Source organism: Vibrio sp. QJM3NY_39, assembly GCF_057785895.1.
Map to the genome: position 1 here is coordinate 3098953 of NZ_CM173505.1, position 23597 is coordinate 3122549.

Below are 23597 nucleotides of genomic sequence, written 5' to 3' on the forward strand. Positions count from 1 at the left end.
GTGAAACCTTCAGCACTTGTTACAAGCCTTACTATTTTGTCTTCCAGCTTATGGCTGCCTTTATCATTTGCAGAAGAAGCACCACGGACTCAAGAAAAAGTACAGCCAGCTCAACGCGTGGTCAGCCTTGCTCCTCATGCCACTGAGCTCGCGTACAGCGCAGGTTTAGGCAACAGCCTTGTTGCCGTAAGTGAACGAAGTGATTACCCACCACAAGCCGATAAGCTTGAAAAAGTGGCAAACTATCAAGGTATCAAGGTTGAGAAGATCATCGCTCTTCAGCCTGATTTGATTCTTGCGTGGCCAGCCGGAAACCCGCCCAGAGAGCTCGCGAAACTAGAGCAATTTGGTTTTAATATTTACTACTCCAAGACCAAAAGCCTAGACAGTATCGCAACCAATATTGAACAACTGAGCCAATACGCTAGCGATCCAAGTATTGGCGAAAATAATGCTCAGCAATACAGAGAGCAGCTCAACGCGTTGAGACTAAAATACAAAGATGCCGAGCCAGTAAACTACTTCTACCAACTCAGTGAGAAGCCAATCATCACTGTTGCTCAAGGGCACTGGCCAAGTGAGGTGTTTGAGTTTTGTGGTGGCCACAATATTTTTGAAGACAGCGCCTCCCCATATCCGCAAGTTGGTATTGAACAAGTTGTATTAAGGAAACCGCAAGTGATCTTCACGTCTCAGCACGCGATTGAGAATGGAACCATGTGGCAAACTTGGCAAAATGAGATCCCAGCAGTTGCTCAAAATCAGATTTGGTCACTCAATTCTGACTGGATTAATCGCCCAACAACGAGAACTTTGCAAGCGATCCAACAAGTGTGCGATTTCTTCGATAGAGCTAGGCAAAATCACTAACTATTTGCTGCGTTTTTTCGTACAATTCGCCACCGACCTGTCCCTACAATTTTAACCATAAGAGCACCAGTATCATGGACTCCATGCTGCTTTATATTATCGATTTATTTGGCACTGCCATCTTTGCCGTCTCAGGCGTTTTTGTTGCTGGCCGTCTTAAGATGGACCCCTTTGGCGTAGCCGTTTTAGGCAGTGTAACCGCAATTGGTGGCGGTACAATTCGAGACATGGCTCTGGGTGCAACTCCCGTGTTTTGGATCACCGACACCACCTATCTTTGGGTCATCATCACCACCTGCTTGCTGACCATGATTATAGTAAGACGCCCCAAACGCCTGGCTTGGTGGATCCTGCCAGTATGTGATGCGATAGGCTTAGCGGTATTTGTTGGCATTGGTGTAGAAAAAGCACTGATTTATCAAGATTCTGCATTAGTTGCTATCATCATGGGTGTCATCACCGGCTGCGGTGGCGGTATTATCCGTGACGTACTTGCCCGTGAAGTGCCAATGATTCTAAGAAGTGAAGTCTACGCGACCGCTTGTATCATTGGTGGCGCTTTCCACACCATGGCGATCAGTATGGGGCACGACTCAGAAACTGCATTTCTGGCCGGCGTGTTCTCAACACTATTGATTAGACTTGGCGCTATTCGCTGGCATTTATCATTGCCGACCTTCGCCATCAAATAAGCTATCATTACAAAGAGAAAGGCTCCGTAAAGGAGCCTTTTTTGATCCGGTTTCAAATCACTATACCCTCTATTTCCACTCATCAAAGATCCCCTCCTTTCCTAAAACTCAATTTAGTTAGTCCATTAGCCCACCAATTTAGTAATGTTTTTTATTTACTTATCTAGTCCACAGGCTATATTAATAAACAAATAGCTTTATAAAAGATTTTATTTACTAACATTGGCAAACGGGAGTTCAAGATGGGTATTGGTAAAGTGGGCATTGTTTTCTTCTCTAAGAATGGAGCAACTAAGCAAGTTGCAGAGACAATCGCTGAAGGTATTAACACTCAACAACCTAACTCAGTACTCCTTGTCGAAGTGCTATCTTCTGAAGTGGTCGAAGGAAGGTATGACAATGACGATAAGCTCAAGTCATTAGATAACTGTGACGCCATTATCTTTGGATCCCCGACTTACATGGGTTCACCAGCCGCGCAGTTTAAGAGTTTTATGGATGCAAGCAGTGATAGCTACTGTAAGAAAGCGTGGCGAAATAAACTCGCAGCAGGCTTTACCACTGGCGGCAGCCTTAACGGTGAGCAACAACAAACCTTGTTGAGCTTTTTCACTCTGGCTTGTCAGCATGGCATGATTTGGGCAGGGCTTGATATCTCAAAGCACATTGATAACTTAGGTTTGAATCGCACAGGATCAAGCATTGGTTTGGTCGCCAGTGAAGATGAGATGGCAGATAGCACCAGTAATCACATCAACAGCAACGATCTTCAGACTGCTTTCTATTTCGGCCAACGCATCGCGAGCCTAGTTAAGAGAACCTAAGTAACTGACTAATTAACTGACGGGCTAGCTTCAAAACTCCTAGCTTGTTTGATATCTATGAGCTCAAGACTAGAGAATGAATGTCGTTTCAGGTAACTTGATTCAATCATTCCCAACTTTCATGAATATACCCCAATGCTACTCGAAGGAATCGAAACTCTACTGGTATTGAGTAAAGCAAAGACCATGAGCCGCACAGGCAGTTTGCTTTATATCAGCCAATCAGCGGTCAGTAAACGGATTGCGAATTTAGAAAAGAAGCTAGGTAAAAAGCTCATTGAGCCGAGTGGCCGACAGATAAAACTCACGCCAGATGCGCTTGCATTAATCGAGAGTATTGGCCCTACATTCAATGAACTTCGCGGGCTTATTTATGAACAGCAAGAGTTGGAAGATACCACTCTCATCACCCTAGACAGCTCTAAGTCTCTGATAGCCGGTTATTTAGGTGAGATGATGGGCCAATTTATCCAGCAAGATAAGTACATCACCATAACCACCAACCACACGCCAAGAATCATAGAGCGAGTGCAATCTGGCAAGGCGACCTTGGGGTTGTGTGCTGGCTTGTTGCCACCGCATCATGGGTTGATGACCTTTCATCTATTTGATGAGCCGTTTTACATAGTGAGTAAGTCGCCGTTAACGGAGCTTCCTCCATTGGTGATTACCAACGATATGACCAACCCTGCCAACTCTTATCAGCTCTCAGTGTTAGAAAAGTTTGGAATTAAACCCTTGATGGAGATGGATGCCTACACCGCAGCAGCGCAACTTGCATTGGGTGGGACTGGACCAGCCTTAATCCCACTCTCAATCGTAAAAACACTCAATATTAAGTCTCAATACCTGTTTAGCTTCCACGAATTAACAGGTTTAATTCGACCAATTCATATCTGTGTCAGACCGAATAGCTACCAGTCTCCGCGAGTTAAAACACTGATAGAATCCATTGTTGATGCTGTTCCCAAAGCAGTTTAGACGCCATTAGCATCGACATCACGATCACAAGAGGGCGAATCCATTTCTGCCCTTTTGTCACTACTACTTTAGCGCCAAGCTGAGCGCCCATAAAGCCACCAACCGCCATCACTAATCCTAACTCCCAAATTGGCAAACCAGCCAAAATAAAGAAAATTAAGGCCGCGATATTCGAGGTAAAGTTAAGTACCTTAGTGCGCGCCGTTGCATCGACTAACGAGAAGTGACCAATCGCAACAAAGCAGACGGTGAAGATAGAACCTGTTCCTGGGCCAAAAAAGCCATCATAGAAACCCACACCGCCACCAACACACAGAGCAAACATCGCCTCAGAGATCTTCTGTTTTCCTTCAGATGCTCTAGTTGGGGGGGCTAACAGGAAATAGAGAGAGATAGCGATGAGCAGCAACGGGATAACACTGGTCAGTAAGCTCGCATCAATGTGTTGGACTAGCTCGGCACCAATTGCAGAACCAATAAAGGTACAAAAGATAGCGAGGCGCATCTCCTTAATACTAACGATACCATTGCGCACGAAATACCAACTCGCAGAGAAGCTGCCGAAGGAGCTTTGGAGTTTATTGGTTGCCAGTGCCTGCGTTGGTGGAACTCCAGCCGCTAGCAATGCCGGTAGAGTCAATAACCCACCGCCGCCAGCCATTGCATCAATAAAGCCTGCTGCCGTTGCAACAACAAACAAGATAGCCAATATTTCTAGAGTGATTTCCATATACCCAACGCCTTAAATTCTCGTGTAGCGACAACTTACCACCGTGAGCAAACAATCAACAACGAAACACAAGATTGTAACCTATTCCAAATTTTCATCATTTAGCCATTACCAGATTTTCACCAGATGACAGGCATAAAAAAGCCCACTCCGAAGAGTGGGCTTTGAGCATTTATATCCGCTTAACAGCGATACATGTTAGTCAATTAAGCTAGAGAAGCTTTAACCTGTGCGTGCAGTTCTTGAACTGAAGTTACTGACGTTTTCGCGTCTGCAGTGTGCGCCATACAAGTCGCAAATGCAGCATTTAGCGTCGTCGTGTAGTTCACTTTCTCAGCCAGTGCGCCACGACGAAGAACTTTAGAATCTTCAATCGCTTGACGGCCAGCCGCAGTGTTCACGATGTACGTGTACTCATTGTTCTTGATACGGTCAAGAATATGAGGACGACCTTCGTGTACCTTGTTTACTAGACGTGGGTTGATACCCGCTTCGCCAAGGATAACTGCAGTACCGTGTGTTGCGTCTAGCTGGTAGCCAAGCTTAGATAGCTTAGATGCTAGGTCAACAACACGCTCTTTGTCGCCTTCGCGAACAGAAAGAAGTGCACGGCCGCCTTCTGGGTAGATGTTGCCACAACCCAATTCAGCTTTAGAGTATGCTTCAGCAAACGTTGCACCAACACCCATAACTTCACCAGTAGAGCGCATTTCTGGGCCTAATAGTGGGTCAACACCAGGGAATTTGTTGAACGGAAGAACAACTTCTTTCACTGAGTAGTATGGTGGGATGATTTCTTTCGTAAAGCCTTGAGACTCTAGCGATTGACCCGCCATAACACGAGCTGCAATCTTAGCGACTGCTGCGCCTGTTGCTTTCGATACGAACGGTACTGTACGTGCTGCACGAGGGTTAACCTCGATTAGGTACACTTCGTTGTTCTTAACAGCAAACTGCGTATTCATTAGACCACGAACACCCAACTCGAACGCTAGCTTTTCAACTTGCTCACGCATTACGTCTTGGATTTCTTGGCTTAGCGTGTAAGCAGGAAGAGAACATGCTGAGTCACCTGAGTGAACACCCGCTTGTTCGATATGCTCCATGATACCCGCAATAACAACGCGCTCACCGTCACAAATCGCATCAACGTCGACTTCAATTGCATCATCTAGGAAGCTATCAAGCAGTACTGGAGATTCGTTTGAAACACTTACTGCTTCGTTGAAGTAGCGACGTAAGTCTTGCTCGTCATATACGATTTCCATCGCACGACCACCAAGAACATAAGAAGGACGAACAACCAATGGGAAGCCGATTTCGCGAGATTTCTCTACCGCTTGCTCCATTGTTGTTACTGTCGCGTTTTCTGGTTGTAGAAGACCAAGACGGTCAACAGCAACTTGGAAACGCTCACGGTCTTCTGCACGGTCGATTGCGTCTGGGCTAGTACCAATGATTGGTACGCCAGCAGCTTCAAGCTCACGAGCCAGTTTCAGTGGTGTTTGACCACCGTACTGAACGATAACGCCTTTTGGCTTCTCAACACGAACGATTGCTAGTACGTCTTCCAGAGTTACTGGTTCGAAGTACAGACGGTCAGACGTATCGTAGTCTGTCGAAACGGTCTCAGGGTTACAGTTAACCATGATTGTTTCGTAGCCATCTTCACGTAGTGCTAAAGATGCGTGTACACAACAGTAATCGAATTCAATACCTTGGCCGATACGGTTTGGACCGCCGCCTAAGATCATGATTTTCTCTTTGTCTGTTGGGTTCGATTCACATTCGTCATCGTAAGATGAGTACATGTAAGCCGTATCAGAAGAGAACTCAGCCGCACACGTATCTACGCGCTTGTAGACTGGGTGAATATCGTATTGGTCACGTAGGCGACGAATTTCACTTTCTGCCACACCTAGAATCTTAGACAGGCGAGCATCAGCAAAACCTTTACGCTTAAGCTTCATTAGCTCGTCTTTATTCAGCCCAGCAAAGCCTTTCGCTTTAAGTTCTTGCTCTAGTTTTACGATGTCTTCGATTTGAACTAGGAACCAACGGTCAATTTGCGTTAGGTTGAATACACCATCAACTGACATACCAGCACGGAAAGCGTCTGCGATGTACCAAATACGGTCAGAACCAGCTTCTTTAAGTTCATGGCGAATCGTCGTTAGAGCGTCAGGTGCATCTAGGTCGACCATTTCGTCGAAACCAGTTGCGCCAACTTCTAGACCGCGAAGTGCTTTCTGTAGAGATTCTTGTTGGTTACGGCCGATAGCCATAACTTCACCAACCGACTTCATTTGAGTCGTTAGACGGTCGTTAGCACCTGCAAACTTCTCGAAGTTAAAACGAGGAATCTTAGTTACTACGTAGTCGATTGTTGGTTCGAATGATGCTGGCGTTGCACCGCCAGTGATGTCATTCATTAGCTCGTCTAGCGTAAAGCCAACAGCCAGTTTCGCTGCAATCTTAGCGATTGGGAAACCTGTTGCTTTAGAAGCAAGTGCAGAAGAACGAGATACACGTGGATTCATCTCGATGATAACCATACGGCCATCTTTCGGGTTGATACCAAACTGTACGTTTGAACCACCTGTTTCAACACCAATCTCACGCAGTACTGCTAGAGATGCGTTACGCATTAGTTGGTATTCTTTGTCTGTTAGCGTTTGAGCCGGAGCTACTGTGATCGAGTCACCAGTGTGAATACCCATTGGGTCAAAGTTTTCAATCGCACATACGATGATGCAGTTGTCGTTCTTGTCGCGAACCACTTCCATCTCGTACTCTTTCCAACCGATAAGTGATTCATCGATAAGAAGTTCGTTGGTTGGAGATAGGTCCAAACCACGACGACAGATTTCTTCAAATTCTTCTTTGTTATAAGCGATACCACCGCCTGTACCACCCATCGTAAACGACGGACGAATGATACAAGGGAAACCAACCATTTCTTGAACTTTGTAAGCTTCTTCCATCGTTTTCGCTGTATCAGCTGTTGGACACTCAAGACCAATCGATTTCATTGCTTTATCAAAACGAGAGCGGTCTTCAGCTTTATCGATAGCGTCAGCAGTTGCGCCAATCATCTCTACGCCGAACTCTTCAAGTACGCCGTATTTTTCTAAATCTAACGCACAGTTAAGTGCAGTTTGGCCGCCCATTGTCGGTAGAACTGCATCTGGCTTCTCTTTAGCGATGATGTTACGAACCACTTCCCATTGGATAGGTTCGATGTAAGTCGCATCAGCCATGTCTGGGTCAGTCATGATTGTCGCTGGGTTCGAGTTTACAAGAATAACTCGGTAGCCTTCTTCGCGAAGTGCTTTACAAGCTTGAGCACCAGAGTAATCAAACTCACATGCTTGACCGATAACAATCGGACCAGCACCTAGAATTAGAACACTTTTAATGTCAGTACGTTTTGGCATTATCTACTACTCCGGATTACGCTTTGTCTTGTTTGTTTGCAACAGACTGGTTAATTAATTCAATGAAGTGGTCGAATAGCGGTGCCGCATCTTCTGGACCTGGACTTGCTTCTGGGTGACCTTGGAAGCTAAATGCTGGTTTGTCTGTACGGTGGATACCTTGTAGAGAACCATCAAATAGAGACTTATGAGTCGCTCGTAATGTCTCTGGAAGCGTGTCTTCGTCAGCAGCAAAGCCGTGGTTTTGTGAAGTAATCATCACAACATCACGATCTAAATCTTTAACCGGGTGGTTTGCACCGTGGTGACCAAACTTCATCTTCACTGTCTTAGCGCCTGACGCAAGAGCAAGAATCTGGTGACCTAGACAGATACCAAAGATTGGTAAACCTTTTTCTAGGAACACTTTTGTTGCTTCAATTGCGTAAGTACATGGTTCTGGGTCACCAGGGCCATTTGAAAGGAAAACACCATCTGGGTTTAGAGCGAGTACTTCTTCTGCTGAAGTTTCAGCAGGAACAACCGTTAGGCGGCAGCCGCGGTCAACAAGCATTCGTAGGATGTTTCGTTTTGCACCGAAGTCATAAGCAACAACGTGGTATGGCAATTCAGAGTCTGCTTTCGCTTCAGGAAGTCCACCCGTAAGCGTCCACGAACCTTGTTTCCATTGATACGCTTCTTTTGTTGTAACTTCTTTCGCAAGGTCCATACCTTTCAGGCCAGGGAATTCTTTTGCTTTAGCTAGAGCCAAAGCTTCGTCTAAATTGTTACCCGCTACGATACAACCGTTCTGTGCGCCTTTTTCACGAAGAATACGCGTCAGCTTACGAGTATCGATATCCGCGATACCAACAACGTTTTGCGACTTAAGGTAATCAGAAAGGGATTGTTCATTACGGAAGTTAGAAGCGATTAGAGGGAGATCGCGAATCACAAGGCCTTGAGCGTGGATTGAAGAAGATTCTTCGTCTTCGGAATTGGTTCCGGTATTGCCAATGTGAGGGTAAGTAAGGGTAACGATTTGTTGAGAATAGGAAGGATCAGTGAGGATTTCTTGGTACCCCGTCATCGAGGTATTAAAAACGACTTCACCAACTGCAGAACCTACAGCGCCAATGGCTTCACCGTGAAATACTGTCCCATCTTCTAGGACGAGTAGTGCTGACTTCTTCAAGACAACCTCCAGAAATAAAAATGCATTAAAATTGATTTAATTTGCAAATCTACCTTCCTGTAACACCAAAAACTGCGTGTTTATGGAAATTAGACAAATTGGCGATATTCTAGTGATCTGCGTGATACGTGTCAACATTTAACGAGAAAGAAATTAAACATTTGTAAGAACTAATTCAATTTCCCCCATCAAAGCTTCAAAAGTTCAACTTTTACACTCTATTAATAGGAATATTACGATTTTCTAATTTTAACCCGTCATTTTAGCTAACCATAGAGTGCCAAAAATATCAGCAACAAAACGCAATCGATAAATACCAAGAGAAAACATAGTAATTTAAAGACCTAAAACAAAAAACACACTAAAGACTGCATAAATAGCACAAAAATAGAGAAAAAATGGCGATAAAAAGAAAGTAGAAGGAAGATCGTAGAAGAGAGATTATTAAGGAAAAGCCACCAAATAAAGAAAGCGCCGGCAATTGCCAGCGCATAAATATCTATTTACAGGTCATTCAAACCAAGGACATCCGTCATGGTATAAAAGCCTGCTGGCTTGTCATTTAGCCAAACAGCCGCCTTGATCGCACCATTGGCAAAGGTCATTCTATCCGTTGCCTTATGGGTAATTTCAACGCGCTCGCCAATATCAGCAAACATAGCGGTATGCTCACCAATGATGTCACCGGCACGAATGGTCGCAAAACCGATCTCATCTTTTGTACGCTCGCCCGTAATGCCTTCGCGTGACCATACAGCGACATCATTTAGCTCGTTGCCCATCGCTCCGGCTATCGCTTCGCCCATGCCAATCGCAGTACCAGAAGGTGCATCGACTTTATGACGGTGGTGAGCCTCTACGATTTCAACATCACAGTAATCGCCCATCACTTTAGCGGCCTTTTCTAGCAGCTTAAATACTAGGTTCACACCAACGCTGTAGTTTGGTGCCATTACAATAGACATATCTTTTGATGCTGCATCGATGACCTGCTTTTCTTCTTCAGAGAAACCAGTAGTGCCGATGATCAGTTTTTTACCGTGACGCTTACAAAGTTCAATATTCGCTAATGTGCTCACAGGTGCGGTAAAGTCGACGATCACATCAAACTCTTCAATCGCTTTCGAAAGGTCATCAACTAGAGCTACATCAAAACGACCTTCACCGCATAACTCGCCAACATCAACACCGACCAAAGATGACTCTGGGCGCTCTGAACCAGCGCCAACGCTTGCTTCTGAATTTTGGTGAGCGGCTTTCACCAAGTTACGACCCATACGGCCAGCTGCTCCTGCAATTGCAATTCTTACCACTGCGAATATCTCCATTGTTTTGGTTACCGTCACTGCTCATCTGTCGCAGCAACGTTCATTCGATTAATCTCTTTAAACTAACAACAATCTCAAACTCAGGCTAGCAATTACGAAAACTCTTTTATTACTCGCTCTAAAATGGGCAAATTCGCTTCAGGGAATGCGTATTGGCTCAATGATTCAAGATCGACCCATTCACCTTGTTGCCCTTCTTTACCATAAGGTTGTTGCTCGAAATCAGTCACAAGAATGAAATCAAACTTAAGCGACTTGTCACTGTAATCAAATTCAAGGTGCTCAAACAGAGACTGCTCTGTCACCTTGATGCCAATCTCTTCATCAAGTTCACGAGCCATCGCTTGCTCAATGGTTTCGCCCGCTTCTACTTTACCACCAGGGAATTCCCAGAAACCGCCTTTGTGCTTGTCGTCTGGGCGTTTAGTGATAAAGACCTGTGACTTATCTTGGTTGAAGATAATGCCCGCGACAATATGGATTCTTTTCATATGATGATGTTCCTTAATAAAACGCTTCGCTCAAGCTGCCCCTGAATACGTCATTCTCCAGAGGAGTAACGACTGAGTTGGGAAGCTCATACAACAACCTTAAGCCAAACTATCAAACAAGATTCCCTACTGCGCTCGTTCCTCACTATAGGGAATGACGACTTTCCTTTCGACAAAAAGATAAGTCATGAAATTTACATACAAAAAGAGCCGCCTAAGCGACTCTTTTTATCAAAATTATATTAAGGCAAAGCTATATTGGTTGAGAACGAGGAGGCGGCGCGGAGTTTACAAGTGTAAATGAGCATCGCCGACGAAGTTATCAGCCACTACAGCAAAGCATTAGTCAATTTTACCGTGACACTGTTTGTACTTTTTACCACTTCCACATGGGCATGGTTCGTTACGACCCACTTTACGCTCATCGCGTACTACCGTTTGTGGAGATACTGCATCAGTTTCATCGCCGCCTAGCTGGTTTTCAGCCGTTGCGTGTTGTGCCTGTGCACGACGCGCCGCTTGTTCAGCTTGAGCTTGACGCTGAGCTTCCATCTTTTCAACTTCTTCTTGTTGCTGAACGCGAACTTTAGAAAGGATGGTCACAACGTCTGTTTTCAGTACATCTAGTAGGCCTTCAAACAGTTCAAACGACTCGCGCTTGTACTCTTGTTTCGGGTTCTTCTGAGCATAACCACGCAAGTGGATACCTTGACGAAGGTGATCCATCGCAGCCAAGTGCTCTTTCCAAAGACCGTCTAGCGTTTGTAGCATCACAGACTTCTCGAAGTTACGCAGTACTTGAGCACCAACCACTTCTTCTTTCTGTTTGTACGAATCTACCGCCATACCAAGAATACGCTCACGCAATGCTTCTTCATAAAGCTTGTCGTCTTCGTCTAACCAACCTTGAATATCAAAGTCTAGGTCGAAGTCATTCTTCAGACGATCTTGCAGACCCGCGATATCCCACATGTCTTCAAGAGATTGAGGAGCGATGTATTCATCAATGACTGACGCAAGTACATCTTCACGGTTGTGTTCGATCATCTCGCTGATGTCATCAGAACTCATCAGTTCATCACGTAGCTCATAAACAACCTTACGTTGGTCATTGGCTACGTCATCGTACTCAAGAAGCTGCTTACGGATGTCGAAGTTGCGACCTTCCACTTTACGTTGAGCTTTTTCAATTGAGCGAGACAGCATCTTAGATTCAATCGCTTCGCCTTCGTCCATACCACTTTGGATAAGACCAGCCATACGATCAGACGTAAAGATACGTAGTAGAGAATCTTCCATTGATAGGTAGAAACGAGAAGAACCCGCATCACCTTGACGACCAGAACGACCACGTAGCTGGTTATCGATACGGCGAGATTCATGACGCTCAGTACCAATGATGTGCAGACCACCTGACTCAAGAACTGTATCGTGAACAACTCTCCAGTCAGCTTTGATCTTGTCGATCTGCTCTTTCGTTGGATTATCTAGCTTCTCAATTTGTGCCTGCCAGCTACCACCTAACACGATATCGGTACCACGACCTGCCATGTTAGTTGCGATAGTTACCGCACTCGGCATACCAGCTTGCGCAACGATCTCAGCTTCCATCTCATGGAACTTAGCATTTAGTACGTTGTGCTTAATTTTTGCTTTTTTCAGTGCGTTAGACAGCAGTTCAGATTTCTCGATAGAAACCGTACCAACCAGTGATGGCTGACCAGCCGCAACACGGTCTTTGATGTCTTCAATGATCGCATTGAACTTGTCTTCTTCAGTACGATAAACCACATCTGGCATATCGTTACGAACCATAGGCTTGTTGGTTGGGATAACCACCGTTTCTAGGCCGTAGATAGACTGGAATTCGAAAGCTTCAGTATCAGCAGTACCTGTCATGCCTGACAGTTTTTCGTACAATCGGAAGAAGTTCTGGAATGTAATCGATGCTAGCGTTTGGTTTTCATTTTGAATCTTCACACCTTCTTTAGCTTCAACAGCTTGGTGTAAACCTTCAGACCAACGACGACCTGGCATAGTACGACCAGTATGTTCATCAACGATAACCACTTCGCCTTCTTCAGTAACGATGTAGTCGACGTTTTTCTCAAACAATACGTGTGCACGAAGCGCAGCATTCACATGGTGCAATAGGCTGATATTGGTTGGAGAGTAAAGTGTGTCACCCTCTTCCATCAAGCCGTTTTTGACCATTAGTTCTTCTACAAATTCTTGACCGTTTTCAGTCAGGTGAACCTGTTTTGATTTTTCGTCCATGGTGTAGTGACCTTCACCACGGTACTCTTCTGAATCTTCTTTATCTTGACGCTCTAGAGAAGGAATTAGAGTGTTAATGCGCGTATAAAGGTCAGAACTATCTTCAGCTGGGCCAGAGATAATTAACGGAGTACGAGCTTCATCAATTAAGATTGAGTCAACCTCATCGACTACAGCGAAGAAGCGCTCACGTTGAACTCGGTCTTCAGCACGGAAAGCCATGTTGTCACGAAGGTAATCAAAACCAAACTCGTTGTTTGTTCCGTATAGGATGTCAGCTTGGTACGCTTCTTTTTTCTCTGGCGGAGCCATGTTTGCCACATTCACGCCAACAGTCATGCCAAGGAATTCAAATAATGGACGGTTTGTTTCCGCATCACGCTTCGCTAGGTAATCGTTCACCGTTATTACGTGAACACCTTTGCTTGGTAGCGCGTTTAGATAAGCTGGTAGGGTTGCGGTAAGTGTCTTACCTTCACCAGTACGCATCTCTGCAATTTGGCCAGCATTTAGAACCATGCCACCAATCATTTGCACGTCAAAGTGACGCATGCCGTAAACACGCTTAGACGCTTCACGTACCGTAGCGAAAGCTTCAGGTAGAAGTTGATCTAACGATTCACCTTTATCTAAGCGCTCACGAAACTCAACCGTTTTTGCTTTTAGCTCTTCATCAGAAAGTGCTTCAAACGTTGGTTCGTAGTTATTAATTTCTTTTACAATTTTTCTAAGGCGGCGCAGTGTTCTGTCATTGCGACTGCCAATTACCTTTGTCAGCAGCTTAGTAATCATGTGCTTGGAATCTCTTCGTTCTCAGATCGTCCGCGATCTATTTTAAATGCCGTCAGTCTCTACTAGCTATGAACTAGTCTTCAGTTACTAACCAAGGATACTGAGATAAATCTAGTATCTTTGATATTGTACTTGAGAGTAGAGTTTTCAAGGCTTGAGTTAAAATTAATGCCCTTTAGTGTAAGTAATTTTCGCACTAACGACCATTTAGAACACCATTTGTTTGATGTGCTTGGAACTTTTCTTTCTAATTGCTGATGGATTAAGCAGACAGCAGCCCATTAGCCAGCAATTTCCGGAGGTTAACGACACTGTATCTGGAAAATAGATACAAAAAAACCAGGCCGATGGCCTGGTTTTTGAAATCTTATATTGTTGTAAACAACAATTACGCTAGAACCATACCCGGTTCTGCGAAAGCAACTGGAGAACCAGCTTCTTCTTCGAATGTTGCCCATTCCCAAGCTTCGGCGTCAGCAAGAACTGCGCGTAAAAGTTGGTTATTTAGGCCGTGACCTGATTTGTATGCACGGAACTCACCAATAATAGCGTGTCCACACATGTAAAGGTCACCAATCGCATCCAATACTTTGTGAGTTACAAACTCATTGTCGAAACGAAGGCCTTCTTCATTAAGAATTCGGTATTCGTCCAGTACGATAGCATTATCAAAGCTACCGCCAAGTACTAGGTTTTGAGACTGAAGGTACTCAATATCGCGCATGAAACCGAAAGTACGAGCGCGAGAAATCTGCTTCACAAAACCTTGTGATGAGAAATCAAACAACAAACGTTGCTCATCCGATTCAATCGCAGGGTGGTTAAAGTCGATCTCAAAGTCCATACGGAAGCCGTTAAATGGCACAAACTCTGCCCACTTATCGCCATCTTCAAAACGGATAGGCTTTTTGATTCGAATAAAACGCTTCGCTGCATTCAGTGTCTCAACACCCGCTTGCTGTAGCAAGTATACAAATGGGCTTGCGCTACCATCCATAATTGGAATTTCTGGAGCATCGACTTCAACAATAATGTTGTCGATACCCATTCCAGCTAGAGCTGCGTTAAGGTGCTCCACTGTAGAGATACGTACGCCTTCGTCATTAACAAGAGCAGTACATAACATAGTGTCACGAACTGATGCAGGATCAGCTGGGAAATCTACAGGTGGATTTACATCTGTACGACGATAAACAATACCTGTATTTGCAGCTGCCGGGCGAAGAGTAAGTGTGACTTTACGACCAGAGTGGAGACCCACACCAGTTGTTTTCACAATTTCTTTCAGAGTACGTTGTCTGATCATCTGCTTGCCTCGTTATCAGTGCTACAAATCACGGTCAGTATTTACCAACCGCGAATTTTACCATTAATTCGACGATAGTCAAATTTTGGGTATTTATTAATCAGCCTGACGTCGTAAAAATGCTGGAATATCTAAATATCCGCTCTCTTTCTCAGCTTTAGGTGCTGCACTCTGGCTAGCGCCTGTACCCGAAGAAACAGGTGACGTTGTTGGCTGTGGTTTAACTTGAGGTTTTACCTCAGTTTTTTCCTGCAATGGCTGTGCCACTTTCTCTTCCACTTTTGCTGCTGTTTGAACAGCAACTTGAGGTTGAGGCGTTGGCGCTACTTTTGCTTTACCACCAGCAACTAGAGTAATGTCTGGTTTTTTCTCTGTGCCGATACCTGTTGCAACAACAGTTACACGGATTTCATCCGTCATATCAGGGTCTAGAGAGGTACCAATAACAACCGTTGCGTTATCAGAAGCGAATGCCTTAACTGTATTACCCACAGTTTCGAATTCATCTAAACGCATATCTAGGCCTGCAGTGATGTTCACAAGAACGCCACGCGCGCCAGCTAGGTCGATGTCTTCTAGTAATGGGCTAGAAATTGCCGTTTCAGCAGCTTCTTCAGCACGGTCTTCACCTTTTGCGATACCGCTACCCATCATTGCATGACCCATTTCCGACATCACAGTGCGAACATCCGCGAAATCGACGTTAATCATACCAGGGCGAGTAATTAGCTCAGCGATACCTTGTACAGCGTTTTTAAGTACATCATTTGCACTTGCGAAAGCTTCTAGCAGTGTTACGCCACGGCCAAGTACTTTAAGTAGCTTTTCATTTGGAATCGTAATTAAAGAATCCACATGTTTAGAAAGCTCTTCGATACCTTGCTCAGCAAACGCTAAACGCTTTTTGCCTTCAAAGCTAAATGGCTTAGTTACAACAGCAACCGTTAGCACACCCAACTCTTTCGCAACTTCAGCAATAACTGGAGCAGCACCTGTACCTGTACCACCGCCCATACCAGCTGCGATAAATACCATATCGGCGCCAGTTAGAACTTCTTTAATTCTTTCTCGATCTTCGAGAGCTGCATCACGGCCTACTTGTGGATTTGCACCAGCGCCCAAACCTTTAGTGATATCACCACCAATTTGGATCACGCTGCTCACGCTCGTTTTACGAAGGGCTTGTGCATCAGTATTAACACTGATGAACTCTACGCCTTCGATCGATTCACGTACCATGTGCTCAACAGCATTACCGCCACCGCCACCAACTCCAACGACTTTAATTACTGCATCGTCAGACATTTCCATCATCGGTTCAAACATGTGTTATCTCCGTTTTTTCCTGCAACTCAGGTTAAAACTCTTTTTGTATCCAATTACGCAATTTACCAAACAAGCCTGACATAGAAGGTGCTGAACGCTTAGGTTCGCTGTAATCACCCTCATCACTTATCTGACAATCTCTTGCGTAATGAAGTAAACCAACCGCCGTAGAATGATACGGCTCTTTAACATAGTCAGTTAAGCCACTAACTTCTAACGGCTTACCAACTCGAACTTGATTGCGGAAAACACGTTCCGCACACTCTACCAATCCGTCAATTTGTGCCGCTCCACCAGTGAGAACGACGCCAGCTGCAAGGTGGTGTTTAATACCTTCATCTCGTAGCTGTAATTGAACCGTATCAATAGTTTGGTTAACGAGACCCATAAGTTCAGTGTAACGTGGTTCAATCACTTCCGACAAAGTTTGTCTTTGCAAACTTCTCGATGGACGGCCACCTACACTAGGGACGTTAACAGAATCATCCTTGCTTACGAGTTCACTCAGAGCGCAACCGTGGTTTACTTTTATCTCTTCAGCATCGCTCACTGGCGTGCCGAAAGCGAAGGCAATATCACTGGTTACTGCATTTCCTGCGTAGGAAAAGACTTCTGTGTGTCGCAATGCGCCGCCAGTCCAAATGGAAATATCCATCGTACCAGCACCAATATCAACAACACATACTCCAAGCTCTCTCTCGTCGTCAGTAATTACCGCATTGCTTGAGGCAAGTCCTGAAAACACGATTTGTTCTACAGTGAGACCACATCGTTCAACAGCTTTAATAATGTTTCTCGCCATGTCGCTGTGGCAAGAAATTAGATGAACACTGACTTCCATTCGAACACCAGATAAACCAAGTGGATTCTTGATCCCTTCTTGATAATCGATGGTAAATTCTTGTGGAATCACGTGCAGAATTCTCTGCTCATCACCTATTTTAATTGATTTCGCGGTATGGATCGCTCGATCCATATCGTCTTGAGACACTTCTTCATCAGAAATAGTGCCCATGCCTTTTTCAATTCGGCTTGCGATATGTTTGCCCGATAGCGAGATAAACACATTGCTGATTTGGCATTCAGCCATCAACTCTGCTTGATCAATGGCTCGCTGAACTGACTTCACTACCGACTCTAGGTCGTTTACACCACCTTTATCCATACCTCTGGATGGGCTTTGCCCTGAACCAATGATATTGATTTGACCATCAGGCAATATTTCACCAACTAGAGCTGATATGGTCGCAGTGCCTATATCAAGACCAACGATTATGTTGTCATCTGCGGTCTTAGTCATCTGTGCTCTCTTCTAACTCTTGCTCTGGAAACCAGCCTACAGCGGCTCCCGTATCATACCTGAGGTCGATGTAGCTCACTTGATTCGCTTTACTACCAAGTTCGTTGTAAAGCGAAATGAAGCGTTCAACACGCTCATCTAAAGAATCTTTACCTAGTTCTAAACGGATACCGTTATCTAGGATTATTTGCCAAGCGCGACGCTCATTGAGAACGAGCGAAGTAACGGTTAACCCTAGATTGTTAATCAAAGGAGTTATTTGTCGCCACTTTTCTATCACTTTTTGGCTGGTGCCGTCTGGGCCGTAAAGCTTGACTCTATCGCCCTTCAAAAGACCGATATCACCATTAAACACCTGACCATTATCATTCAACAGCATGTTACCGTTCCAGATTGCTGCTGCATGATACTCAGTCAAAAATACTTTTATTGTGTCTGGCCACTGCTTACGAATGGACACCACTGAAACCCAAGGTAACGCTTCTAAACTGTCTTGCAAAACACCGATGTCTTGCGACATGAACGTGCCAATATGCTCTAGCTCGCCAAAGGCATGTTGAACATCACCAGCGGTTACGTAAGTTAAGTCGCCTTGAAGTACTATTTTGGAGAGAGGCAATCGCTGATCGTCCCACATCCAAGTCAGTGTGGTATAGAAAAGAAATCCAATGAATAGCAGTACCATGACAAAAAAAGACCCGCCTACAGCGTGTTTCTTTAGCGATGGTAAACTGAATAGGTGGCGGTTTTCGCTAAAAGTACTTTCTACCAAAGCCCGCATTCCCTGTCGTTGGTTCGCAATTCTATTCCCTATCTTCGTAATAGAGGTAAAAGCACTTACTTTAACCTATGAATTATACTGAGCAAAATCAAACTATCAAACGTTGATAATAAGATTTTTGGTCAATTTTAGGTCAATCGCAAGAAGTGAGCGATCAACCACAGTCTGTATACAGTATTCTGTTACGCGTTTTGCATCTTATTAATGTCTAATTGTAGCGATTCAAGTTGCTTCGCTACACGACCAATATCACCAGCACCCTGTGTTAAAACAAGGTCTCCGCCTTGAATAACGTTGGCTAAAACCGACGGCAGCGTGTTGATATCAGCAACAAAGATGGGATCAATCTTACCACGACCACGAATAGTTCGACTTAACGAGCGTCCGTCAGCCCCTGCAATAGGTTTCTCACCTGCAGAATAAACATCTAACAGAATAAGCACATCAACCTGCTCAAGAACGTTCGCGAAGTCATCATACAGATCGCGAGTGCGGCTATAACGGTGCGGTTGGAAGATCATCACAAGACGTTTATCAGTCCAACCACTTCGTGCAGCTTGAATGGTGACGTCAACTTCGGTTGGGTGATGGCCGTAATCATCGACCAGCATTGCAACACCCTTACCCGTTTCATATTCACCAAGGTGATCGAAACGACGGCCAGTGCCTTCCGTTCCAGCCATCGCTTTTAGAATCGCTTCATCGCTGATGTCATCTTCCGTCGCAACCGCAATCGCCGCTGATGCGTTCAGTGCGTTATGACGACCGGGAATGTTCAACGTAATATCGAGATTGGCTTTACCTTTGCGAACAACCGTAAACTTGCCTTGCTGACCTTGTTGTACATAGTTTTCAATGCGGATATCAGCGTCTTCTGAGAAGCCGTAGGTAATCACTTGACGGCTAACCTGAGGAATAAGCTCACGTACTACCGGATCATCAACACACATCACAACCTGACCGTAGAATGGCAGATTGTGTAAGAAATCAATAAACGTCTGCTTTAGCGTTTCAAAATCGCCGCCGTAGGTATCCATATGATCCGCTTCAATGTTAGTCACGATACTAACCATTGGTTGCAGATGTAAAAATGACGCATCACTTTCATCGGCTTCAGCAATAAGAATACGACTCGAACCTAGGCGAGCATTCGTGCCCACACTCTTGACCAAACCACCGTTTACGAAAGTTGGATCTAAGCCCGCTTCCGAGTAAATCTGTGTTACTAGCGCAGTGGTCGTTGTTTTACCGTGCGTACCTGCCACAGCAATGCCATGACGAAAACGCATCAGCTCAGCCAGCATTTCTGCACGACGAACGATAGGTGTGCGCGCTTCACGAGCGGCAATAATTTCTGGGTTTTCTTCGTTGATAGCGGTTGAAACCACTACCACACTTGCGTCGGCAACGTTACTTGCTTGGTGACCGATGTAAACGGTCGCACCCTTGCTAACTAAACGATCGGTCACCGGGTTTTGAGCAATATCAGAACCCGTGATCTGGTAGCCTTCATTAAGCAAGACTTCAGCAATCCCGCTCATTCCTGCGCCACCAATACCAATGAAGTGGATAGATTTAACACGGCGCATCTCTGGCACCATTGCACGGATTTGCGCTAAGTCTTGGGTATGTTCAATCGTCATCAATTCAATCTCATTATTTTGCCAAAGCTTTAATCGCTTCAGCGACAGTCACATCAGCATCAAGCTTGGCGGCTTGACGAGCTTTTGTTGCCATCATTTTTAATTCATTTCTATCAAGCTGAGCAATAGTGTTCGCTAGCTTATCAGCCGTCAATTGAGGCTGTTCAATCATTAACGCTGCGCCACATTCAACTAGGTGATCGGCATTCAACGCTTGCTGTCTGTCTTTATGCATAAACGGAACGAAGATAGAACCCACACCGGCTGCAGACACTTCAGATACGGTTAATGCACCTGAGCGACACACTAATAGATCTGCCCACTCATAAGCTTGCGCCACATCATCAATAAATTCAGTCACTTGAACATTATCTACAGAATGTGATTTGTATTGTTCAATCACTTGCTGCTGATTGTTTTTACCAGCTTGGTGCATCACAGTAAAACCAGCGCCTAACTGAGCCAATGTCACAGGCAAAGTATCGTTAAGAATTTTAGCACCTTGGCTGCCACCCATAACTAAGATACGAATATCGCCGTCACGCTCTGCCATGCGTTGCTCGGGTTCAGATAAGCCAACAACATCTTCTCGTACTGGGTTCCCCACAACTTCTGCGGCAGGGAAAGCACTAGGAAAGGCTTGGAATACCTTTTTCGCAATTTTAGATAGCCATTGGTTGGTTAAACCCGCCACGGCATTTTGTTCATGAAGAACCACGGGAATACCGGATAGCCATGCCGCAATGCCACCGGGGCCACTCACGTAACCACCCATTCCAAGCACCACATCTGGTTGCCATGCTTTGATGTGCTGTCTTGCTTGAAGTATGGCATTAATAATCTGGAATGGCGCTTTAATTAGCTTGCTAATGCCTTGACCACGCAGGCCTTTCACCTTAATGAAGTCGATCTCAATACCATGTTTTGGCACCAGATCCGCTTCCATTCTGTCCGCAGTTCCTAACCAGCGAATTTCCCAACCTTGTTGCTGAAGCTTTTTAGCCACCGCTAAGCCAGGGAAAACGTGACCGCCAGTACCACCAGCCATCACTAAAAGTTTTTTGTTTTTTTTCATCACGTTAGATTCTTATTCTACTAATTCGTTTTGATTGTCGGCTTGTTCTTTTTGTTGTATTCGGCACTCATGATCGATACGTAGCAGCATCGAAACCGCCACCGACATCACAATCAAACTTGACCCGCCGTAACTGATCAATGGCAATGTCAGACCTTTGGTTGGAACGATACCTGAAGCGGCACCTACGTTAACAAGCGTCTGAAAAGCAAACCAAATACCAATACCCAAGGCAAGATAACCACTGAATAACTGGTCGTTCTCGAAGGCTTTTTTGCCAATTAAAATGGCTTTAAGCACCAAACTAAAAATAAGGATCAGCACTAAGGTCACGCCAACAAAACCCAACTCTTCAGCTAATACCGCAAACACAAAATCGGTATGTGCTTCTGGTAAATATTCTAACTTCTGAACCGAGTTTCCAAGGCCTTGCCCCATCCAATCACCACGACCAAATGCCATTAGCGATTGAGTTAACTGGTAGCCACTGCCAAACGGGTCATTCCACGGTTCCCAAAATGAGGTAACACGTCGAACACGATAAGGTTCTATAACAATCAAGCCAACGACCGCAGCAATACCCGCCACCATCAAGGCAATAAACTGTGAAAGCTTGGCTCCTGCGATAAATAACATTCCGAACAAGGTCACCAGCATTACAACTACTGTACCTAAATCGGGCTGGCCAAGTAGTAACACAGCAAAAGCACCGAATACCATGATCGGTTTACCAAAGCCACCGAAGAAGGTTTTTCTCACTTCGTCTTGTTTACGAACTAAATAACCCGCCATAAAGATAAACAGCGACAACTTAGCGACTTCAGCGGGTTGCAAGTTAAATAATCCAAGAGGGATCCAGCGCGATGCACCGTTAACCGACTTACCGACAGCCAATACCACGACCAGCAAAAAGAAAGATAAGCCCAATAGGTACATACTGTATTGAAACCAACGCTTCATTGGAATTTGCAATATGACGCTGGATACGATTAACGCCAACACAAGAAAAATGGCATGGCGGAACATAAAGTGAAACGGCTGATCGGTTAAACGAGCACTGATTGGGAACGAAGCAGACGTCACCATCACCAATCCGGTCAGCATCAGTCCAAGAGCAATCCAAACCAACTGACGATCGTAGAGCGCCTCTGGTGTGGCACGGTTTAGCCATTGCCAAATGGATTGATTCATCTCTTTCACTCTTTGCACTGAATGTTAGTCCTTCAACACGTTAGGCATACTCATGGGCAAGGTCAGTGAACGCATCACCTCTCGCCATGAAGTTATTAAATTGATCGAAGCTCGCACACGCAGGAGACAACATCACCATGTCACCCGAGGCTAGTTGTGCAGAGATACTCTCGATGATGTGACGCATGGTATCAAACGTCTTCGCCGATGGATGTAATGGCATAAATTGCGCGGCATCTTCACCGAAGCAACACAGTTGAACATGTTCTAGCTGTGACAACACAGGTTCAAGCTCACTGAAATCGGCACCTTTACCCACGCCACCAACCAAAAGATATAAAGTACCTTGGTACTCTAGCCCCGACAAAGCGGCTAATGTGCTGGCTACATTGGTTGCTTTCGAGTCGTTAACCCATTTGATAGCGCGTTTATCTGCCACCACTTGGCAACGATGAGTTAAACCGTTGTAGGTTTTCAAAGCTTCAAGGCTTTTGTTGTAATCGATACCGACTAGCTTAAGTAGTGCCAACGAGACTAACGCATTCGCCACATTATGACGTCCAACCAATGTCAAATCTTGGGTAGGAAGTACTGGCTTAGCGTTATCGATTAGCCATTCAGTGCCATCAATTGTTGCCACACCAAACTCTTGGTCATCGAGACCAAATGTCACTACCTGCATCTCGTGATCTGGATAAGTTTCTTTGTCGTCGCGGTTTACAATCGCGCACTGAGCATTGTTAAAGATTCTCAATTTAGCATCGCGGTAATCGGCCATGCCTTGGTAGCGATCCATATGATCTTCTGACAAATTCAAAAAGGCCGCCGCTGCTAGGTTCAAGCTAGATGTTGTCTCTAGCTGAAAGCTTGAAAGCTCAAGGACATATAGATCGGCATCAAGCTCTAAAAGATCTAAGGCAGGAATACCGATGTTGCCACCGACACCAACGTTAAGACCAGCAGCCTTAGCAAGCACACCCGTTAGATCTGTCACCGTACTCTTACCATTGGAGCCTGTTATTGCCACGACGGGTTTGTCTACCGCCCAGCCAAACAGTTCAATATCGCCAACAACCGGAGTTCCCGCTTGAATAACATCTTGTATTTCAGGCGTCGCTAAGGCGATACCTGGGTTAGCAATCACCAAATCAGCTTTCGCTAACCATTGGCTATTCCAACTTCCAGAATGCAGTTCTACCGATTCAGGTAAAGATTCCTTTCCTGGTGGTAGCTCTCGAGTATCAATCACCTTCACATGAGTATGAGGCTGATATTTTACGAGATGTTTAACGACAGAGAGCCCGGTAATACCGAGCCCCACAACCACTACATTTTGAATATTTTGCCAACGTTCCATTTAAACAAGATGCTCTTAATAG

At 45.0% G+C, this 23597-nt stretch carries 18 protein-coding genes; 4 read left to right on the top strand and 14 right to left on the bottom strand.

The annotated features are described in order from the left end of the window. From btuF to AC3CHU_RS13770, 4 genes are all read left to right on the top strand, one after another. On the top strand, window positions 1-870 hold the full coding sequence (gene btuF / locus AC3CHU_RS13755; RefSeq protein ID WP_048662665.1) for a vitamin B12 ABC transporter substrate-binding protein BtuF: 870 nt from the start codon (window positions 1-3) through the stop codon (window positions 868-870). Window positions 871-944: 74 nt separating this feature from the next. Then, a complete protein-coding gene (locus AC3CHU_RS13760) occupies window positions 945-1562 on the top strand; it encodes a TRIC cation channel family protein (RefSeq protein ID WP_016789753.1) in 618 nt (205 codons plus the stop codon). Between the two features lie 242 nt (window positions 1563-1804). Continuing rightward, window positions 1805-2386: a flavodoxin family protein gene (locus tag AC3CHU_RS13765; protein WP_102478680.1), complete on the top strand. Its 582-nt coding sequence runs from the start codon at window positions 1805-1807 to the stop codon at window positions 2384-2386. A 135-nt stretch (window positions 2387-2521) separates the two neighbouring features. Then, a complete protein-coding gene (locus AC3CHU_RS13770; RefSeq protein ID WP_019825244.1) occupies window positions 2522-3367 on the top strand; it encodes a LysR family transcriptional regulator in 846 nt (281 codons plus the stop codon). Here the strand turns inward: AC3CHU_RS13770 and AC3CHU_RS13775 are convergent. From AC3CHU_RS13775 to murD, 14 genes are all read right to left on the bottom strand, one after another. Beyond that, window positions 3318-4097, bottom strand: coding sequence for a TSUP family transporter (locus tag AC3CHU_RS13775; protein WP_019825246.1), 780 nt, complete (start codon window positions 4095-4097; stop codon window positions 3318-3320). The two genes, AC3CHU_RS13770 and AC3CHU_RS13775, sit on opposite strands and share 50 nt — an antisense overlap. A 206-nt stretch (window positions 4098-4303) precedes the next feature. Then, window positions 4304-7534, bottom strand: a complete 3231-nt coding sequence (gene carB, locus AC3CHU_RS13780; protein ID WP_017077692.1) for a carbamoyl-phosphate synthase large subunit — start codon at window positions 7532-7534, stop codon at window positions 4304-4306. A gap of 16 nt (window positions 7535-7550) precedes the next feature. Continuing rightward, window positions 7551-8708, bottom strand: coding sequence for a glutamine-hydrolyzing carbamoyl-phosphate synthase small subunit (gene carA, locus AC3CHU_RS13785; RefSeq protein WP_017072829.1), 1158 nt, complete (start codon window positions 8706-8708; stop codon window positions 7551-7553). Between the two features lie 503 nt (window positions 8709-9211). After that, window positions 9212-10036 carry a 4-hydroxy-tetrahydrodipicolinate reductase gene (gene dapB, locus AC3CHU_RS13790; RefSeq protein WP_488525499.1) on the bottom strand — a complete coding sequence of 275 codons (825 nt, stop codon included), beginning with the start codon at window positions 10034-10036 and terminating at the stop codon, window positions 9212-9214. Between the two features lie 92 nt (window positions 10037-10128). Continuing rightward, window positions 10129-10527: an 8-oxo-dGTP diphosphatase MutT gene (mutT, locus tag AC3CHU_RS13795; protein WP_061024525.1), complete on the bottom strand. Its 399-nt coding sequence runs from the start codon at window positions 10525-10527 to the stop codon at window positions 10129-10131. A gap of 342 nt (window positions 10528-10869) precedes the next feature. Next, entirely contained in the window at window positions 10870-13596 is a 2727-nt protein-coding gene (secA, locus tag AC3CHU_RS13800) for a preprotein translocase subunit SecA (protein ID WP_171308558.1), read from the bottom strand. A gap of 388 nt (window positions 13597-13984) precedes the next feature. Next, on the bottom strand, window positions 13985-14902 hold the full coding sequence (gene lpxC, locus AC3CHU_RS13805; RefSeq protein ID WP_017087510.1) for a UDP-3-O-acyl-N-acetylglucosamine deacetylase: 918 nt from the start codon (window positions 14900-14902) through the stop codon (window positions 13985-13987). A 96-nt stretch (window positions 14903-14998) separates the two neighbouring features. Beyond that, on the bottom strand, window positions 14999-16228 hold the full coding sequence (gene ftsZ, locus AC3CHU_RS13810) for a cell division protein FtsZ (RefSeq protein WP_017084771.1): 1230 nt from the start codon (window positions 16226-16228) through the stop codon (window positions 14999-15001). Between the two features lie 31 nt (window positions 16229-16259). Beyond that, window positions 16260-17528, bottom strand: coding sequence for a cell division protein FtsA (gene ftsA / locus AC3CHU_RS13815; protein WP_004729844.1), 1269 nt, complete (start codon window positions 17526-17528; stop codon window positions 16260-16262). Further along, window positions 17521-18213: a cell division protein FtsQ/DivIB gene (locus tag AC3CHU_RS13820; protein WP_004729846.1), complete on the bottom strand. Its 693-nt coding sequence runs from the start codon at window positions 18211-18213 to the stop codon at window positions 17521-17523. The genes ftsA and AC3CHU_RS13820 overlap by 8 nt, the downstream gene beginning before the upstream one ends. 278 nt (window positions 18214-18491) lie before the next feature. Further along, on the bottom strand, window positions 18492-19952 hold the full coding sequence (gene murC, locus AC3CHU_RS13825) for a UDP-N-acetylmuramate--L-alanine ligase (protein WP_488524749.1): 1461 nt from the start codon (window positions 19950-19952) through the stop codon (window positions 18492-18494). Between the two features lie 13 nt (window positions 19953-19965). Further along, window positions 19966-21027, bottom strand: coding sequence for an undecaprenyldiphospho-muramoylpentapeptide beta-N-acetylglucosaminyltransferase (gene murG, locus AC3CHU_RS13830; protein WP_488524750.1), 1062 nt, complete (start codon window positions 21025-21027; stop codon window positions 19966-19968). Window positions 21028-21039: 12 nt separating this feature from the next. Continuing rightward, entirely contained in the window at window positions 21040-22218 is a 1179-nt protein-coding gene (gene ftsW / locus AC3CHU_RS13835) for a cell division protein FtsW (RefSeq protein WP_488524751.1), read from the bottom strand. Between the two features lie 40 nt (window positions 22219-22258). Beyond that, a complete protein-coding gene (gene murD / locus AC3CHU_RS13840) occupies window positions 22259-23575 on the bottom strand; it encodes a UDP-N-acetylmuramoyl-L-alanine--D-glutamate ligase (protein ID WP_488524752.1) in 1317 nt (438 codons plus the stop codon). Between the last annotated feature and the right edge of the window lie 22 nt (window positions 23576-23597).

Bases quoted from the DNA above. Each gene is read 5' to 3' on its own strand.
- AC3CHU_RS13820 (WP_004729846.1), bottom strand. From the start codon at position 18,213: ATGGTACTGCTATTCATTGGATTTCTTTTCTATACCACACTGACTTGG.
- AC3CHU_RS13770 (WP_019825244.1), top strand. From the start codon at position 2,522: ATGCTACTCGAAGGAATCGAAACTCTACTGGTATTGAGTAAAGCAAAG.
- AC3CHU_RS13760 (WP_016789753.1), top strand. From the start codon at position 945: ATGGACTCCATGCTGCTTTATATTATCGATTTATTTGGCACTGCCATC.
- secA (WP_171308558.1), bottom strand. From the start codon at position 13,596: ATGATTACTAAGCTGCTGACAAAGGTAATTGGCAGTCGCAATGACAGA.
- murG (WP_488524750.1), bottom strand. From the start codon at position 21,027: ATGAAAAAAAACAAAAAACTTTTAGTGATGGCTGGTGGTACTGGCGGT.
- AC3CHU_RS13765 (WP_102478680.1), top strand. From the start codon at position 1,805: ATGGGTATTGGTAAAGTGGGCATTGTTTTCTTCTCTAAGAATGGAGCA.
- dapB (WP_488525499.1), bottom strand. From the start codon at position 10,036: ATGGAGATATTCGCAGTGGTAAGAATTGCAATTGCAGGAGCAGCTGGC.
- AC3CHU_RS13775 (WP_019825246.1), bottom strand. From the start codon at position 4,097: ATGGAAATCACTCTAGAAATATTGGCTATCTTGTTTGTTGTTGCAACG.
- carB (WP_017077692.1), bottom strand. From the start codon at position 7,534: ATGCCAAAACGTACTGACATTAAAAGTGTTCTAATTCTAGGTGCTGGT.
- ftsA (WP_004729844.1), bottom strand. From the start codon at position 17,528: ATGACTAAGACCGCAGATGACAACATAATCGTTGGTCTTGATATAGGC.
- murC (WP_488524749.1), bottom strand. From the start codon at position 19,952: ATGACGATTGAACATACCCAAGACTTAGCGCAAATCCGTGCAATGGTG.
- lpxC (WP_017087510.1), bottom strand. From the start codon at position 14,902: ATGATCAGACAACGTACTCTGAAAGAAATTGTGAAAACAACTGGTGTG.
- ftsZ (WP_017084771.1), bottom strand. From the start codon at position 16,228: ATGTTTGAACCGATGATGGAAATGTCTGACGATGCAGTAATTAAAGTC.
- mutT (WP_061024525.1), bottom strand. From the start codon at position 10,527: ATGAAAAGAATCCATATTGTCGCGGGCATTATCTTCAACCAAGATAAG.
- murD (WP_488524752.1), bottom strand. From the start codon at position 23,575: ATGGAACGTTGGCAAAATATTCAAAATGTAGTGGTTGTGGGGCTCGGT.
- ftsW (WP_488524751.1), bottom strand. From the start codon at position 22,218: ATGAATCAATCCATTTGGCAATGGCTAAACCGTGCCACACCAGAGGCG.